Source organism: Flavihumibacter sp., from assembly GCF_036676075.1.
In the GTDB taxonomy this organism is placed as follows: Bacteria; Bacteroidota; Bacteroidia; order Chitinophagales; family Chitinophagaceae; genus Flavihumibacter.
In genome coordinates, this window is sequence record NZ_JAKFDQ010000007.1 from 1,289,144 (window position 1) to 1,302,477 (window position 13,334).

A 13,334-nucleotide genomic window follows, 5' to 3' on the forward strand; every position below is an offset into this window, starting at 1 on the left:
GTCAAACTTATTGATTTAAAAAGCTGTCAGCAACTATACCTTTGTGAAATGATGCACTGGAATAATTGCTTTTCGCATGGTCGGTTCGGCCAGGGATATATATCAGCGCAACCCCGCACACCATATGAACGTGATTTTGACAGGCTGATCTTTTCCGCTGCTTTCCGGCGTTTGCAGGATAAGACCCAGGTGTTTCCATTACCCGGGCCTGTTCTGGTGCATAACCGCCTTACGCATTCACTTGAAGTTGCCAGTGTTGGTCGTTCATTGGGTAAGCTGGTTGGAGAGGGTTTGCTGGCTGCTGAGGGTGCAAATTTAGATTTGGCGGCAAAGCATTTCTATGAAGCTGACCTTTCCAGTGTAATTGCAGCAGCCTGCCTGGCACATGATATTGGCAACCCATCTTTCGGGCATTCGGGCGAGGCCGCCATCTCTTCTTATTTTATTCAGCATGGCGGAACTTTGTTAGATGACAAACCGCTTCACCAGCATTTCAGTGAAGCGGAATGGAGCGACCTTACGCATTTTGAGGGCAATGCCAACGCTTTCCGCATATTGACACACCATTATGCCAACCGGCAGAAAGGAGGCTACCAGCTCACCTATAGTACCCTTGCGGCCATTGCTAAATATCCCTGCGAATCGTTGGCGAGCAACAAAGAGCAGTTACACATGAAAAAGTATGGCTTTTTCCAGGCCGACCGCAAGGCTTTTGAGGAGGTGGCTGTGGCAGTGGGAATGCATACGCAATCCATTGATCCTCTGGCATTTAAGAGGCATCCCTTTGTGTACCTGGTGGAGGCGGCGGATGATATCTGTTACCGGGTGATCGATTGGGAAGATGCACATCGTCTTGGTATAATTGACAGCAATACTGCCATTTCACTGTTTGTAGCCTTGCTGGAAACGGCAGCATCCAACCAGATGGACCGGATCCGTAAAACATTATTGGAACTGGAAAATGATCCACGTGAGCAGCTGGCCTATCTGCGTGCTAAATGCATCAATTTCCTTGCGTTAAGTTGCGTTGATAGTTTCATTGCGAACCGCAATGAGATACTCACAGGAACCTATAACCGATCTTTGATCGATGCGATAGAACCCGCTGCAGCAAAGGCTTTGGACGATATTAACCAGGTTACTGTGAAGAAGATCTATAACCATGAGACCGTGGTGAAAATCGAACTGGCGGGTTATGAAGTGATGAGTGCGCTGCTTGAATCTTTTATCCCGGCTGTGCTGCATGAGAGCGCCACTCACCGCGAGAAGAAGTTACTCCGATTATTGCCTCAACAGTATGTTGCTCCGGATGGCAGTGGATATGAAAAAGCTTTATCGGTTATTGATTTCATTTCGGGGATGACCGATTCCTATGCCATGGAGTTGTACAAAAACCTTCGCGGTATATCCTTGCCTACGCATACATAATATATTTCTAAGCCTGCATCAATCATTCCTCACTTCGGTGGGATTACCTTTTACGTCCATAAGTGGTTTCCATTTTGAACGTGGCTCGAAATGATTCCAGAGCAGGGAGGAAAGTTTACGTTCCATCACCCAGCCCTCGTTGTCTGATTTCCAGCTGGTATCGAGTTGGTTTTTTGTAATGACAGAAAAGATGTAAGGACCATGCGGAGCCATTACCAGCATGGTTATGCTGCGGGAGGCATCAACTGCGCCATTTTTTGACGCAACAAAGATTTCGGGTGGAATCATGGAAATAGCTTCTTCATCCCAGTAATTTCTTCCCATAAGCCTGAGCATTCGTTCTGAAAGGGTATCGTTGATCATTTTGCGGCGATAAACCTGTTCCAGGAGCCCGACCATTTCCCGGGGGCTGGTTTGTCCCCACCCATATTGCTCCCAGTGCCCCCGCCGACCTTCGGTGCGGGAGTTGACCCTTGTAGCGGTATAGCCCATTGAGTCTAAGAGTTGGTTGATACGGGTTCCGGTGCCTGCCAGTGATTGAAGCCAGAGGCTTGCGGTGTTATCACTGGTTGTCATCATTAGCATCAGGACTTTGGCAAGTTGTATCGTTTCGCCTGATTTGAAGGAGCCAAGGATATCTTCTCCTGCGTAGAGGAGGGAGTCATTATAAATAAGGGGTTGGTGGTATTGCAGCTCATTTTTGTGGATCTTATCCATTATGCCGATCATGATCGGGATCTTGACCATGCTTGCGGTGGGGAAAAGGCTGTCGGCATTTATTTGGGCGGTTCTTCCTGATGGAAGATGTTTTACATAGATACCAACAGTGCCCTTGAAGCCATCTACCAGTGATTCAATCGATTTCTGCAATTTCCGATCTACCTGTGCGGCAGCGCCATTCGGAACAACGATCCCAAGCAGAATCAAATGAAGAATAATTACCCTAAGCGCAGGGGAATAGCAGCCTGTTTTAACTCGTTTACTCATCTTTATTCGCATTTACGGTTGATTTGCAATCACTTATCTGTAGTATCCATTCTTTTCAATTTCTTCTCTCACTGGTTCAGGTACCAGGAAGCGGATATCCTTACGGTTCTTTATCTGCTGCCTTATTACCGTTGCTGAGATATCGAGCATGGGTGCCTGAACCTGGTGTATTCGGGCGGGAAGGTCAGTATTAATGATAAATCCGGGGCGGGGATATACATAGAATTCTACTTCCGCCATAAGGGTATTGGCATTTTTCCATTTGTGCAAATTTTGAAGTCCATCACTTCCCATTACCACGGCAAATTCGTGTTGGGGGAATTTTTCTGCCAGGTAGGTCAGGGTATCAATGGTGTAGGAGGGGCGGGGAAGGTGGAATTCAATATCAGAAGCTTTCAGGCACTCCACGCCATCAATTGCCTTCTGGACAAGGTGTAAGCGGTGGTATTCATTAAGCAATCCAGCCGATGGTTTAAAGGGATTCTGTGGCGACACCACGAGCCATACCTGCTGCAGGTCGGTATTGGTTGCCATATGATTGGCAATGATACAGTGACCGGTGTGGATGGGATTAAAGGAGCCGAAATAGAGACCAATTTTCATACAACAATATAACAAGGCTCCGTGAAAGGCACAAAAAAAGAGGTCAGGCCACCTCTTCTACAAATATATTCCGGGCTTCATCGAGCCGCAGGCTCAGGTTATAACCCGATACCGTAATAGCGATAGGGTCACCCAATGGAGCCTTTTGTTCAACCCTTACCCTTTCCCCTGGTACACAGCCCATCTCCATAAGTTTCAGGAATATATCATTATTCTCAAAGCTCTTGATGATCACCGTGCGACCAACTCCTATATCAGACAATCGTTTCATCATAACTGCTTCAAAACTATGCTCTGCCATTGGAAATGTTTTACGATTTTTGGAAAGAATGGACAAATCTACCGATATTATTCAGTTTCATTACCTGGTAAACGATTTCCGCTTTACCCGGCGCCTTAACTGCAAGGCCTTCATCCAACAACTCTTCCGTAAAGAGAAACAACCGTTGGAATCAATTAGTTATATTTTTTGCAGTGACGAATACCTGCTGGAAATAAATCGCATCCATCTTAAACACGACTATTATACCGATATCATCAGTTTTGACCTCTCAGCACCCGGGGATCCTACTACAGCAGAGATCTATATTAGCATCGACCGGGTTAAGGAAAATGCACAATCCCATAAGGAATCCTTCCAACGCGAATTACACAGGGTTATCTTTCACGGAGCGCTCCATCTCTGTGGGTACAAGGATAAATCAGCCAAAGACGCGGCTTTGATGAGGATGAAGGAGGAGGAGTGTTTGAGAGATTATATGGATGTTCCACGTGAAACGAAACAGCAAGAGGGAAGATGTAAGAGGTGAAATTTGGTCCTTAGTTCAGGAAGTAAAGTGAAATGTTTCACGTGGAACCCCCAGAAGCAGGTAAGAGGGGAGAGGTAAGATTTAGTGGAAGTGGTTATTTTTAATCAATAGGGGTAACGCTGACCATTCCCTACCTTTGCAGCTTAAATCTTTTGGATGTTTCCAGTTTACGATGTTATAGTGGTGGGTGCTGGCCATGCTGGCTGTGAAGCGGCAGCGGCAGCGGCAAATATGGGTAGTAAGGTATTATTGGTAACCATGAATATGCAAACCATTGCCCAAATGAGCTGTAATCCGGCCATGGGTGGTATTGCAAAGGGGCAGATTGTTCGGGAAATCGATGCAATAGGGGGTTATTCAGGAATTGTCAGCGATAAGAGCATGATCCAGTTCAGAATGCTGAATCGGTCTAAGGGACCAGCAATGTGGAGTCCCCGCTCCCAGAACGACCGGATGTTATTTGCTTCTACCTGGAGGGAGATGCTGGAACAGACCCGTAATGTTGATTTTTACCAGGATATGGTGAAGGGACTTATTATTCGAGATGGCAGGGCTCAGGGAGTAATAACCGGATTGGGACACGAAATTTCATCCCGTGCAGTGGTTGTTACCAGTGGGACCTTCTTAAATGGTGTGATCCATATCGGGGAGAAAACATTCGGTGGTGGCAGGGTTGCTGAGAAAGCATCTACCGGCATAACAGAACAACTGGTGGAGCTGGGCTTTGAAGCAGACCGGCTCAAAACAGGTACTCCTCCCCGGATTGATGGCAGGAGCCTTGACTATTCCCGAATGGAAGAACAGCCAGGAGATGATACAATTGTCGGCTTTTCTTACCTGGATGTTGATACTATTAAGCCATCACAGCAACGAAGCTGCCATATTACCTATACCAATAACAAAACCCATGAACTCCTGAAGACGGGATTTGACAGGAGTCCCATGTTCACAGGAAGGATAGAAGGGGTAGGTCCAAGATATTGTCCAAGTATTGAAGACAAGATCAATCGTTTTGCCGATCGTGAAAGGCACCAGATCTTTGTAGAGCCGGAAGGCTGGAATACGGTTGAGATCTATGTTAATGGATTTTCCACCTCCCTCCCGGAAGATGTACAATACAAGGCACTCACTTCTATACCCGGATTTGAGAACGCCCGTATGTTCCGCCCGGGTTATGCCATTGAATATGATTTCTTCCCCCCAACACAACTTACTTATACACTGGAGACTAAAAGGATTTCAAACCTGTTTTTTGCGGGACAAATAAACGGTACCACCGGATATGAAGAAGCGGCCTGCCAGGGACTGGTAGCCGGAATGAATGCACACCTGAAATCGAGGGAAGAAGCTCCTTTCATTCTGAAAAGAAGTGATGCATATATTGGTGTACTGGTAGATGACCTGATCAGCAAGGGCACAGAAGAACCCTACCGCATGTTTACGAGCAGGGCTGAGTTCCGTACATTATTAAGGCAGGACAATGCCGACCTACGCCTCACAGAAATGAGTTACCGTTTGGGTCTGGCCTCGCAGGAAAGAATGGATGGAGTTATTGCCAAGAGAGAGGGTACGGAAGCCGTTAAAAAGATTTTGCAGGAATTTGCCGTAGAACCTGAAGAAGCAAATGCTTTTCTCGAACTGAACCAGTCGGCTGTACTCACCCAAAAACAGCGGGCATCCCAATTACTACTCCGTCCTAATATCGGGTTGGCTGAAATGATAAAATCCATTCCCCGCCTGGCTGTTGCTATGGAAGGCCAGCGTACTGATGCATTGGAACAGGCAGAAGTACAACTGAAATATGATGTATATATCGGAAAGGAAAAGGAACTGGTAGAAAGAATGAACCAGATGGAATCATTGGAAATTCCTGATGCATTTGATTATACCCGGGTAGCTGCCATAAGTAATGAAGCAAGGGAAAAACTTAAGAAGATCCGTCCACGTACACTTGGCCAAGCCAGCCGTATCAGCGGTATCAATCCGAGTGATGTACAGATCCTGATGGTCTATATGGGAAGATAAAAAAAACGAACAGAAAGAAAGTCCGGATCACTTGATATTATCTCCTGGATCCTGTCTTTCGATCTGCCCGCTTTACTTGGTTCTACAGTTTATGCCATCACGCGCGAACGATCGGCCTGTTGAACGGGTATCTTTTTACCTATTAGTTTCTCAATATCACGTATATACGCTTTTTCTTCCCTGTCGCAGAAAGAATAGGCAGTTCCACTTGCACCTGCTCTACCGGTACGGCCTATGCGATGAACATAGGATTCTGGTATATTAGGTACTTCAAAATTGATAACATAGGCAAGTGAATCAATATCAATTCCACGGGCAGCAATATCCGTAGCAACCAGTGCACGGATCCTGCCTTCCTTGAAATTATTAAGTGCCTGTTGGCGAGCACCCTGTGATTTATCACCATGGATAGCCGCAGCTGAGATACCAGACCTTAAAAGGTGTTTGGCAACTTTATCGGCTCCATACTTTGTACGGGTGAAAACCAGTACTGACGGGATCTTTTCTGTTTCTATCACCTTGATAAGAAGGTCACGTTTATCATCTTTTTCAACATGGAAAACTTTCTGCATGATGAGGTCGGCCGTTGATGAAACCGGGTCTACTGCAATGCTTTCTGGAGCGGTAAGAATAGTATCTGCCAGCTGCCTGATCTCTTTTGGCATGGTAGCCGAAAAGAAAAGGGTTTGCCTTTGGCGTGGAATAACTTTTATCACTTTACGAACATCATGAATAAAGCCCATATCAAGCATACGATCGGCCTCATCAAGAATGAAGTAACGGAGATGCTCAAGTGAAATTATCCGTTGGGTCATGAGGTCGAGTAAACGACCTGGCGTTGCAATAAGGATATCCACACCCCGGCGGAGTGCTTCTACCTGTGGAACCTGTGAAACACCACCGAAAACGGTCATGCTGCTAAAACCCAGGTATTTTCCATAATTGCGGAAACTTTCTTCCACCTGGATGGCGAGTTCACGTGTTGGTGTTAGTACCAGCACCTGGATGCCGCGAAAATTCTTTCCTGATTGTTTGTCCTCGAGCAGAAGCTGCAGAACGGGTATTGCGAAACCTGCTGTTTTACCGGTGCCGGTTTGGGCACAGGCGAGGAGATCCTTACGTTTCAATACTACGGGGATAGCTTTCTCCTGGATAGGGGTTGGCTGGGTATAACCAGCATCGGTCAAAGCCTTTAAAACGGGCTCTATGACCGCTAATTGCGAAAAATTCAAGACAAAAATATTTTAATTAATAAATCGGTAAGGCTAACAGTTGGGATGTTACTTTACCCGCCTTACATACGAACCAAAAGATGCGAAGGAGGAGTTTCGCGATACAGCGGGAGCGATGTTAAGAATTGCAAACCTACAAAAAATAATTTATAAAAAAGCTTAACATGGTTCCCGGGCTCTTAACGCCGCGGGCTAACCGAAAAGAATTTATATAAGTCCAGCCGCCCTGCTGATCTCCAGCATCCGATCTATCGGCTTCTTTGCAGCCAGGCGGAGAGATTCATCCATGAGTATCTCAGGAACTTCATATTCCATGCAGAGATAGAGTTTTTCGAGGGTATTGAGCTTCATGTAGGGACAATCATTGCAGGCGCAACTATTGTCAGGGGGAGCGGGAATAAAAGTTTTATCAGGACTTGATTTCTGCATCTGGTGTAAAATGCCCGTTTCCGTGGCAACAATGTACGATCGGGCATCATCCTGCTGTGTGTACTTCAGGAGCTGCGTTGTGCTCCCTATGAAGTCCGCAATGCGCAACAAAGGGTCTTCACACTCCGGGTGAGCAATCAGTTTTGCTTCCGGATGCCTTATTTTGAGTCGGGTGATCTTTTCGAGGCTGAATATTTCATGCACCATGCAGGCACCGTTCCAGAGAAGCATATCCCTCCCCGTTTGTTTGATCAGCCATGCACCGAGGTTTTTATCGGGAGCAAAGATGATCTTCTGGTCGGCGGGTAAACTCTCAATAATCTTCTGCGCATTGCTGCTGGTGCAGATGATATCACTAAGCGCCTTGATATCGGCGGTACAGTTGATGTATGAGATCACCACATGATCCGGATGTTTTTCTTTGAAAGCGCGGAAGAGATCGGCGGGGGCTGAATCGGCCAGTGAGCATCCCGCCTTGAGATCAGGCAGAACAACTTTTTTTGTCGGGTTGAGGATCTTCGCTGTTTCGGCCATGAAGTGAACACCTGCAAACACGATCATATCGGCAGTTGTTTTTTCCGCCTGCTGTGCCAAACCAAGACTATCGCCGATATAATCGGCAACATCCTGGATATCCGGTTCCTGGTAGTAGTGAGCAAGCACGATTGCATTTTTTTCTTTTTTCAATCGCTCAATCTCGTGGAAAAGATCCATGGTGGGATCAATTTCAACATCAAGAAATCCTACCTGGCCAATATTTGTTTTAGCATTTTCAATGTTGATAACTGACATAATAAATACTATAATAAATTATTTATAAAATAAACCTATTACTATTAGGGCTGTGGATATGGGGATAAGAAAATAATAATCACTTGGTTATACCAAAAGTAATAGCTTATCCACAGTAATCCACAAAAATCCAACAATAAAACTCCGCCATGCCATTGAACTTTATGTGTTTGTCAACAGCTGTGGATGAAAAACAAACTGTACAAAATTTTCGACCCCCTCCTGTTAATGAAGCGGGTATAAATGGGCTGTTGTAAAGACGAGTTGGCAGGGTCATAAGGTTGGTAGGTAATTGTTAGCATATTCTCCCCCTCATCAGAATAGAATAAGTGGCTTTATCCACCAAAAAACAGGTGTATTAACAAAGCGTTGTGAAAACAGGTTTCACAGAAATTATGCTGATGCAAAAGCAATGCCTGTGAATGAGTGTGCCGGCAGTTTATGTTTTTATATTGGTATGTGTATAAGCCGTGGAACTACCGCGAGCTTAGCACTCTTTCCCTGAAATGCAGATATGCAGCGAATTTCAGCCGCTTTTCCACAATTTGTTCATATGGCGAATTTCCTTATTTTCGCTCCTCATTTTTGGATAACTATATAATATACTAATTAAGAAGAACCATGTCGATCATTCAGACTATCAGGGACAAGGCAGCGTGGCTGGTATTTATTGTAATTGCGCTGAGTTTATTAGGATTCCTGCTTATGGACGCTTTTGTTGGCGGCAGCGGCCGCGGATTCTTTGGTGGTAACAGCACCACTATAGGAACAGTTAATGGGAAAGATGTTGATTATGTAGCATTCCAGAAGCGGATTAGCCAGGTGGAGACACAATACCAGCAAAGCGGATATCCCCTTAATGAAATGATGCGGCAGAATATCCAGGAGCAGGTTTGGAACCAGATGATCGAAGAAAATGTTCTTTCAACTGAATATAAGAAGCTGGGTCTTAAGGTTACTCCAAAAGAACTTGATGATATGCTCTTCGGTGCTAATCCTCCGCAGGACCTTCGTCAGCAGTTCACCAATGAGCAGGGTATTTATGATGCTAATGCCGCAAAGGCAGCTATCGCCAACCTGCGTTCGCAGAAGGACAACCCAATGGCTGAGAATTTCAGCAACCAGTATCTGCCTGCACTGGTAGATGCCCGCCTTCGCGAAAAATATGCATCACTGATTGGCAACACGTATTATGTTCCAAAATGGATGAGTGAAAAAATGATCGCCGACAATAGCCAGATGGCTGCCATCAGTTATGTTGCAATACCATATACCACTATTAGTGATAGTGCGGCAGAAGTAAAAGTTTCAGATTCGGATATCAGCGCCTATCTGAATGATCATAAAGAAGAATTCAAACAGGAAGCAAGTCGCAGCATAAGTTATGTAAGTTTCAGTGCGGCTCCTACCACTGCTGATTCAGCAGCTGTATTTACTACACTTGCCAACCTGAGGGGCGAATTTGAAACAGCTACTGATCCTGCCGCTTTCCTGGTAAGGAATAATAGCGAGATACCTATTTATGACGGCTATGTTCTTCGCTCCAAGATGCAGGTTCCTAATGCTGATACTATCCGTTCCCTTTCAGAAGGATCTGTTTATGGTCCATATATAGATGGTGGTAATGTAGTACTGGCAAAAATGATAGCAAAGCGCAATATGCCCGACAGTGTGAAAGTTCGCCATATACTTGTGAGTACACAGGCCGGACTTTCAGACAGTATTGCAAAGGTTAAGATCGATAGTATTCAAGGGGCAATACGCTCAGGTTCGAGTTTTGCTGCTCTTGCAGCCCAGCTGAGTGATGACCAGGGAAGCAGGGAAAAGGGTGGTGAATATGATTTTAGTTCTCAGCAATTCGGAACACTTGCAAGGGAATTTGCAGAAGCAATTTTTTATGGTAATACCGGCGATAAGAAAGTGGTGAAGACAGAATTCGGTTACCATTATATAGAGATACTCAACCAAAAGAATTTTGAACCGGCTTATAAAGTTGCTTACCTCAGCCGCTCTATTTTACCAAGTGTTGAAACCGAGAACACTGCATCAGGTGCAGCCAACCAGTTTGCGGGTGAGAGCCGCACCGCCAAAGCCTTTGAAGAGTCTGTGGCAAAAAGCAAACTCACTAAAATGTCTGCAACTGATATCAAGCCAAATGATATGATGGTAGCCGGACTTGGATCGAGCCGTCAGCTCGTACGTTGGGTAAATGAGGCGGGTGTGGGTGAGGTATCAGAGCCTTTCAATATTGATGACAAGTACGTTGTTGCCATGGTTACCGAGATCAATGAAGAAGGTTTGATGAGTGTTGCCAAGGCAAGGCCACAGGTTGAGTTCATTCTGCGCAATAAGAAAAAAGCAGATGTTATTACCAAAAAGATCGGATCTGTTGCAAGTCTGGATGCAGTGGCTACCGCTACACAGCAGATGGTGATGCGTTCGGATAGTGTTCGTTTTTCATCCCCTTTTATTCCTAATGTGGGACAAGAGCCAAAAGTTATTGGTGCAGCTTTCAATAAAGCAAACCAGGCGAAGGCTTCTGCACCCATTGCGGGTAATGCTGCTGTTTATGTTATCAAAACAGAGAATATCAGTGCCGTATCAGATGGCGGACTGAATGCTGATGAGCAGCGCAAGGCGATGATGCAGCAAATGGGTCAGGCATCCGGTTTCCGCGCTGTTGAGGCACTTCGTAAATCGGCTAAGGTAAAAGACCAGCGTTCTAAATTCCTTTAATCAAATAAAACCGTCTGACGTATGTCCTGACATATATCAGACGCCTTATATCAGAAGCGGGCCTAATGGGCCCGCTTTTTTGTTTTGTCGTAACTTCGCGATGTAGAATAATAAAACAAGAAGTATGAGTGAAGTGATCGTGAATAAAGTGGCTGAAAGCGGTTTGATCAGTCTTGACCTGGAGAACTATTATCCAAGGCAGGAGATCGTGGTGTTTGATATGAAGGATCATCTTTTCATGGGATTGATCCTGAAGGAGAAGGATTTTCGCGAGGCTATGAAACAATATGACTGGGCCCAGTTCAAGGACAAATACCTTGCTGTTACCTGCAGTGCAGACGCAATTATTCCTGTTTGGGCTTATATGCTGATTGCGGCCGCGGCCGGGGCCTATGCGAAAGATATTTTTCTTGGGACGGCAGCCGAATTTCACAAAGAACTTTTCCTGAGAAATCTTCGCGCTATTGATGCAACCGAATTTGCAGACAAACGTGTTGTAGTAAAGGGATGCGGCGAAACGCCTATTGGCGAGTTTGCTTACCTGGAGATCACACGCCTGTTGCGCCCGGTGGCGAAGACTATCATGTATGGAGAACCCTGCAGTACGGTACCTGTTTTCAAAAAACCCGTCTGACGCCTGTCAGGACGGATGTCAGACGAGTAGTAGCGCTTTCTCCATGTCTTCGGGGGTGTCGATGTTGACGCCCATGTAGTCGGTTACAACCATTTTAAGGGGAATACCATATTCGAGGTAACGCAGGCATTCAATTTTTTCGGCGGCTTCAAGCGGCGTCATCGGCCATTGTGTAAAATTCAGCAGCGCCTGTTTCCGGTAAGCATAAACGCCAACATGTTCATACCAGGTGATGGGTATGTCAACACTGCGGGGATAGGGTATGGGGCTTCTGCTGAAAAGGAGGGAATTCATATTTCTATCCACCACCACCTTCACCACATTCGGGTTATTTATGGATGCTTCTTCATGGAGTTCCTGCATTAAGGAGCCCACCTGCACAGCCGGATCCCTGAAAACATCAAGCAATTTTGCGAGTGGTTCTTTCTTCACGAAAGGCATATCACCCTGTACATTCAGGATGATATCAACGTCCATATCAACAATGATCTCGGCAATGCGGTCGCTGCCACTTTCATGTTCTTTGGTACTTCGGCGAACCATACCGCCGATACTACTTATCTCATCGTAAATAATATCACTGTCAGTAACAACCGAAACCTCATCAAAAAGCCCTGTTGCCAATGTATTTTCATAGGCGCGGCGGATCACGGTTTTATCACCCAGCATTTTCATCAGCTTACCCGGAAAGCGGGTAGCGGCGTAACGCGCAGGGATCATTGCAATGGTTTTGCCCATCTTATTGATTTTGAAATAAACAAAGATAGAGATTGCCCGCGCTTAATAATCGGTCTTTATATGCTTGTTAAACGGGATCTTAATCTGGAAGCCGAGATCTTCATCGGAACTATCTTCCAGAACATCGAGACCATATTTCAACTCACGGGGATCAACATAGGCGAAAGTTCCGAATAGCCTGTCCCACAAGGAGAATATATTACTATAGTTGGTGTCAGTGAGAGGGCGCTGGTAATGGTGGTGTGCCTTATGCATGTTAGGTGAAACGAAGATCCAGCTGATGGGTTTATCGATCCACAGCGGTATGCGGATATTGGCGTGGTTGAAGTGTGTGAAGAGGGCGGCACATGCGCGATAAAGAAAATACAAGCCTACCGGTGTTCCCAGAACTAGAATTCCGATAATGGTGGATGCTTCGCGGAAGACCCATTCACCGGGGTGATGGCGTGTACCGGTTGTAACATCCACTTTTGTATCACTATGATGTACCATATGAAATTTCCACATGAACTTGACCTTGTGCATGAGCCAGTGCGGAAGGTATTGGCCGAAGAGGTCCATCATCATCAATCCGATCAATATTTCTGACCATAGAGGTAATTGCATCCAATGAAGGAGGCCAAACTGTTTCGCCACCACCAGGTCGCAGATTTTGATGGTGAAGATCCCGAAGATCAGGTTGAGTATAAGGGTTGTTCCCAGGAAGACAAGGTTTACGCCTGCATGTTTCCAGCGGTTGAAACGGAAACGTTTCAGTGGATAGTAACCTTCCAGCAACCAGAAGAAGATCATTCCGCCCATCAGTATGATCACGCGGTCGGCTGTTGAGATGGAACCCCAGTATGCCATGAATCTTTCCATATAGTCAGATAGCAGAGTAATTTAGGAAAGGAATCGGAAACCAGTTGTTAAAGCCCGGTA

General features: G+C 45.6%; 12 protein-coding genes. 5 read left to right on the forward strand and 7 right to left on the reverse strand.

Going from position 1 to position 13,334, the window contains the following annotated elements:
- The first annotated feature begins 48 nt into the window (after window positions 1–48).
- Window positions 49–1,428 (forward strand): dGTP triphosphohydrolase, encoded by a 1,380-nt coding sequence (gene dgt / locus V6M43_RS08375; protein WP_332734230.1) that lies wholly within the window; start codon window positions 49–51, stop codon window positions 1,426–1,428.
- A gap of 18 nt (window positions 1,429–1,446) precedes the next feature.
- Here dgt and V6M43_RS08380 read toward each other — a convergent pair whose 3' ends face one another.
- The 3 genes from V6M43_RS08380 to V6M43_RS08390 are packed head-to-tail and all read right to left on the reverse strand — an operon-like array spanning window position 1,447 to window position 3,319.
- A complete protein-coding gene (locus tag V6M43_RS08380) occupies window positions 1,447–2,415 on the reverse strand; it encodes a serine hydrolase (RefSeq protein ID WP_332734232.1) in 969 nt (322 codons plus the stop codon).
- Window positions 2,416–2,448: 33 nt separating this feature from the next.
- On the reverse strand, window positions 2,449–3,018 hold the full coding sequence (gene nadD / locus V6M43_RS08385; protein WP_332734234.1) for a nicotinate (nicotinamide) nucleotide adenylyltransferase: 570 nt from the start codon (window positions 3,016–3,018) through the stop codon (window positions 2,449–2,451).
- Window positions 3,019–3,061: 43 nt separating this feature from the next.
- Window positions 3,062–3,319, reverse strand: coding sequence for a FeoA family protein (locus V6M43_RS08390; protein WP_253271525.1), 258 nt, complete (start codon window positions 3,317–3,319; stop codon window positions 3,062–3,064).
- Between the two features lie 28 nt (window positions 3,320–3,347).
- Here V6M43_RS08390 and ybeY point away from each other — a divergent pair, with 28 nt between their 5' ends.
- Together ybeY and mnmG are read left to right on the forward strand one after the other, a co-directional pair.
- Entirely contained in the window at window positions 3,348–3,827 is a 480-nt protein-coding gene (gene ybeY, locus V6M43_RS08395) for an rRNA maturation RNase YbeY (RefSeq protein ID WP_332734239.1), read from the forward strand.
- 156 nt (window positions 3,828–3,983) lie between these two features.
- Entirely contained in the window at window positions 3,984–5,852 is a 1,869-nt protein-coding gene (gene mnmG / locus V6M43_RS08400; RefSeq protein ID WP_332734241.1) for a tRNA uridine-5-carboxymethylaminomethyl(34) synthesis enzyme MnmG, read from the forward strand.
- Window positions 5,853–5,941: 89 nt separating this feature from the next.
- On the opposite strand, the gene V6M43_RS08405 is transcribed toward mnmG, so the two are convergent.
- A complete protein-coding gene (locus tag V6M43_RS08405) occupies window positions 5,942–7,084 on the reverse strand; it encodes a DEAD/DEAH box helicase (RefSeq protein ID WP_332734243.1) in 1,143 nt (380 codons plus the stop codon).
- A 207-nt stretch (window positions 7,085–7,291) separates the two neighbouring features.
- Window positions 7,292–8,305, reverse strand: a complete 1,014-nt coding sequence (gene nadA / locus V6M43_RS08410; RefSeq protein WP_332734245.1) for a quinolinate synthase NadA — start codon at window positions 8,303–8,305, stop codon at window positions 7,292–7,294.
- A 621-nt stretch (window positions 8,306–8,926) separates the two neighbouring features.
- Here nadA and V6M43_RS08415 point away from each other — a divergent pair.
- Together V6M43_RS08415 and V6M43_RS08420 are read left to right on the forward strand one after the other, a co-directional pair.
- Window positions 8,927–11,041 carry a peptidylprolyl isomerase gene (locus tag V6M43_RS08415; protein WP_332734247.1) on the forward strand — a complete coding sequence of 705 codons (2,115 nt, stop codon included), beginning with the start codon at window positions 8,927–8,929 and terminating at the stop codon, window positions 11,039–11,041.
- Between the two features lie 124 nt (window positions 11,042–11,165).
- Window positions 11,166–11,675 (forward strand): DUF2480 family protein, encoded by a 510-nt coding sequence (locus V6M43_RS08420; RefSeq protein WP_332734249.1) that lies wholly within the window; start codon window positions 11,166–11,168, stop codon window positions 11,673–11,675.
- Between the two features lie 18 nt (window positions 11,676–11,693).
- Here the strand turns inward: V6M43_RS08420 and kdsB are convergent, their stop codons facing one another.
- Both kdsB and V6M43_RS08430 read right to left on the reverse strand, forming a co-directional pair.
- Complete coding sequence (gene kdsB / locus V6M43_RS08425) at window positions 11,694–12,413, reverse strand: 3-deoxy-manno-octulosonate cytidylyltransferase (protein ID WP_332734251.1); 720 nt, start codon at window positions 12,411–12,413, stop codon at window positions 11,694–11,696.
- 42 nt (window positions 12,414–12,455) lie between these two features.
- The gene (locus tag V6M43_RS08430; RefSeq protein ID WP_332734253.1) at window positions 12,456–13,274 is read right to left on the reverse strand and encodes a sterol desaturase family protein; all 819 of its coding nucleotides are present in this window, start codon (window positions 13,272–13,274) and stop codon (window positions 12,456–12,458) included.
- Window positions 13,275–13,334: the final 60 nt, after the last annotated feature.

Bases quoted from the DNA above. Each gene is read 5' to 3' on its own strand.
- nadA (WP_332734245.1), bottom strand. From the start codon at position 8,305: ATGTCAGTTATCAACATTGAAAATGCTAAAACAAATATTGGCCAGGTA.
- dgt (WP_332734230.1), top strand. From the start codon at position 49: ATGATGCACTGGAATAATTGCTTTTCGCATGGTCGGTTCGGCCAGGGA.
- kdsB (WP_332734251.1), bottom strand. From the start codon at position 12,413: ATGGGCAAAACCATTGCAATGATCCCTGCGCGTTACGCCGCTACCCGC.
- V6M43_RS08380 (WP_332734232.1), bottom strand. From the start codon at position 2,415: ATGAGTAAACGAGTTAAAACAGGCTGCTATTCCCCTGCGCTTAGGGTA.
- mnmG (WP_332734241.1), top strand. From the start codon at position 3,984: ATGTTTCCAGTTTACGATGTTATAGTGGTGGGTGCTGGCCATGCTGGC.
- V6M43_RS08420 (WP_332734249.1), top strand. From the start codon at position 11,166: ATGAGTGAAGTGATCGTGAATAAAGTGGCTGAAAGCGGTTTGATCAGT.
- V6M43_RS08430 (WP_332734253.1), bottom strand. From the start codon at position 13,274: ATGGAAAGATTCATGGCATACTGGGGTTCCATCTCAACAGCCGACCGC.
- V6M43_RS08415 (WP_332734247.1), top strand. From the start codon at position 8,927: ATGTCGATCATTCAGACTATCAGGGACAAGGCAGCGTGGCTGGTATTT.
- ybeY (WP_332734239.1), top strand. From the start codon at position 3,348: ATGGACAAATCTACCGATATTATTCAGTTTCATTACCTGGTAAACGAT.
- V6M43_RS08390 (WP_253271525.1), bottom strand. From the start codon at position 3,319: ATGGCAGAGCATAGTTTTGAAGCAGTTATGATGAAACGATTGTCTGAT.
- nadD (WP_332734234.1), bottom strand. From the start codon at position 3,018: ATGAAAATTGGTCTCTATTTCGGCTCCTTTAATCCCATCCACACCGGT.